The organism is Candidatus Megaera venefica, from assembly GCF_034554655.1.
Classification (GTDB): Bacteria; Pseudomonadota; Alphaproteobacteria; order Rickettsiales; family Rickettsiaceae; genus Megaera_A; species Megaera_A venefica.
Map to the genome: position 1 here is coordinate 1 of NZ_JARJFB010000183.1, position 2,911 is coordinate 2,911.

The following is a 2,911-nucleotide window of genomic DNA, read 5'->3' on the forward strand; positions in this document are numbered from 1 at the left end:
CAGCTATTGAATTATCAAAATTAGTTATTGAAAATAGGGTGCGCAACACAGATCATATGATTGATGAAGATATATACAACATTTACAAGAAGTCTTTTATGACTGTTATAGAAGCAGGCTCTGGTAAGAGTAATCAATCGTAATATTGTAACAATAAAAAGAGAATATACATGGAAATTCTATTATTAGCCTTAAGCGTCATAATAATAATCGGTCTAGTGTCTGCTATTAAAATAGTGCCGCAACAGGAAGCTTGGGTTATGGAAAGACTCGGTAAATTTGACGGCGTGCTAGAGCCTGGTCTAACTATGATTATTCCTATTATTCAAAGAGTTGCTTACAAGCATAGCTTAAAAGAGCAGGCGATTGACGTACATGCGCAAACTGCTATATCTAATGACAATGTCACTCTATTAATAGATGGAGTACTGTATATCAAAATACTTGATCCTAAGGCAGCTTCCTATGGGGTAAGTAATCCTTATTATGCCATAAGTCAATTAGCACAAACTACAATGCGCTCGGAGATTGGTAAGCTTAAGCTGGATAAAACCTTCGAAGAAAGAGAAACTCTGAATCATCTTATTGTAACTAGCATGAATCAAGCTGCCACTAACTGGGGTATACAATGTATGCGTTACGAAATTAAAGATATCCAGCCTCCTAAAACAATCTTACAGGCTATGGAGCTACAAGTAGCGGCAGAAAGGCAGAAACGAGCAGATATACTTGAGTCTGAAGGAAAGCGTCAATCACAGATCAACATAGCAGAAGGAGAGAAAGCACGTATTGTCTTAAACTCCGAGGCTGCTTTAACTGACAAGGTCAATAGAGCCAAAGGCGAAGCTGAGGCTATCGTTTGTGTGGCCGAGGCTACAGCTAAGGGTATAGATGTCGTAGCGGCATCTATTAAGAAAAACGGCGGTACTGAAGCTGTCTCTTTAAGAGTAGCTGAGCAATATGTTGAAGCATTTGGTAAATTAGCCCAAAAATCTAACACAATATTATTGCCTGCCAATCTTGAGAATCCAAGTGGATTTATTGCTCAGGCTATGACTATATTTGATCGGTTAAAAAACACAAAACAAACTGATTCAAAAGATTAATACTATGTGGATTATGTCTATAACCCCAATAGAATTGTGGTTATTATTTGGTATTATTTTAATTATTCTTGAATTCAGTCAGTTACCTGGCATAGGATTTTTGTTTCTAGGTCTTGGTGCTATTTCTACCGCGATAATTATAAGCTATTGGCCACAAGGTACGTTACTTTATCAATTTGCATATTTTGCTATTACTGCGTTGTTATGGTTTTTACTGTTATATTATCCATTGAAACTTTTTATCTATAAAAACAGCACCAACCTATCAAGAGAGTCCTTTGACATTATTGGCTCACGAGTAATAGTGAGACATAAAGATATAAAGCCTGGTGAGTATGGTCAAGTATTATGGTCTGGTACTGTAATGAATGCTAAACTTACAGATAATGCTATAGATATAGCTACAATCGGTGAAACGATATATGTGTTAGAAGTAAAAGGTAATGTCCTTATTTGTAGCAAGAAAGAGTCTTAGTCTTTTTTTGCTCATTGAGTTTTTAATTAACGATCAAGATATTTATGTCAACCTCAAAACTAGATCAAATAGCCGATCAACTTCGCCAAAGTGGTGAATATCGTGTAATTCATAGATACCGGAAACCAGAAAGCTATAATGTCACAAGTCCTGATGACAAAAAGTTGATAGGTGTGTTTTTAGATATTGAATCCACTGGTTTATCGCATACTATAGATAAACTATTGGAACTTGGTATGGTCAAATTTGAATATACTGAAGACGGCCGTATATTGAATCTATTAGAAGAATTCAACGGCTATCAAGATCCTAAAATAGCTATCCCCGAACATATCACTAAGCTTACTGGTATTACTAATGATATGGTCAAAGACCATTCTATAGAAAATAGTAAAGTAGCCGAATATCTTGAAGACGTTGATATAATAATCTCTCATAACGCACAATTTGATAGAGCATTTTTTGAAACCGCTTTTCCTGATATAGTTCCTAAGGCTTGGGCTTGCTCAATGCGTAATATTGACTGGAGAAATGAGGATATTAGTAGTTTTAAGCTTGAATATATAGCATATAGATATAATTTCTTCTATGAGGGACATAGAGCAATTATTGACTGTTTAGCCGGTATTCACGTATTAGCACAGAATCTTCTAAACTCAAAACAACTTGTGTTGAAGCATTTACTAGATAATGCATTGCAGTTAGAGTTTAGATTATGGGCAAAGGACGCTCCTTATGATTGCAAGGATTTATTAAAAACTCGCAGTTATAGATGGGGAACTCATCCAATACATAACTTTAAAGCTTGGTATATTGAAATACCTGAAAATAACGTGGAGGAAGAAATCAACTATTTGCGATCTAGTATTTACGGAAGAACAATTGATATACCTATAGATATACTTGACGCTTTTAGTAAATACTCTATTAACAATCAACTGATAGAAAAAGAAGATAAACACAAGGATAAGTTGACATGGGTGCAAACATTGTGCAAAGTACAATAATGGGTATTATTATACAGTATTTTAGCGACTTACATTAGCCCTCAACTTTAATCTCTGCTCGTTTTTGATTGTTTGGGTAGGTTAGTTTTTTAGAATGGCGTAATTCATTAGTCGGCAAAGATGATTTATAGATAGATGAAAATATTAAAATGTACAAAGCCAGATACATTACCGTAGAAAGTTTTTTCAATATAACTTGTATCTTATTGGCAATATTGGTACTAACAAAATATTTTTTCACTAATTAGTCTCTCCGTCAAAACTCTAAATTTTTGATATAATTTCAAGAATTTCAAAAATAAATCACCGCACATTCATTTTTT

3 protein-coding genes are annotated in these 2,911 nt (G+C 34.4%); all 3 read left to right on the top strand.

Annotation, left to right across the window (positions count from 1 at the left end):
• The first annotated feature begins 170 nt into the window (after nt 1-170).
• The 3 genes from Megvenef_RS08435 to Megvenef_RS08445 are packed head-to-tail and all read left to right on the top strand — an operon-like array spanning nt 171 to nt 2,588.
• Nucleotides 171-1,106: an SPFH domain-containing protein gene (locus Megvenef_RS08435; protein ID WP_322777496.1), complete on the top strand. Its 936-nt coding sequence runs from the start codon at nt 171-173 to the stop codon at nt 1,104-1,106.
• Nucleotides 1,107-1,119: 13 nt separating this feature from the next.
• On the top strand, nt 1,120-1,581 hold the full coding sequence (locus Megvenef_RS08440) for an NfeD family protein (RefSeq protein WP_322777497.1): 462 nt from the start codon (nt 1,120-1,122) through the stop codon (nt 1,579-1,581).
• Between the two features lie 44 nt (nt 1,582-1,625).
• Complete coding sequence (locus Megvenef_RS08445; RefSeq protein WP_322777498.1) at nt 1,626-2,588, top strand: 3'-5' exonuclease; 963 nt, start codon at nt 1,626-1,628, stop codon at nt 2,586-2,588.
• Nucleotides 2,589-2,911: the final 323 nt, after the last annotated feature.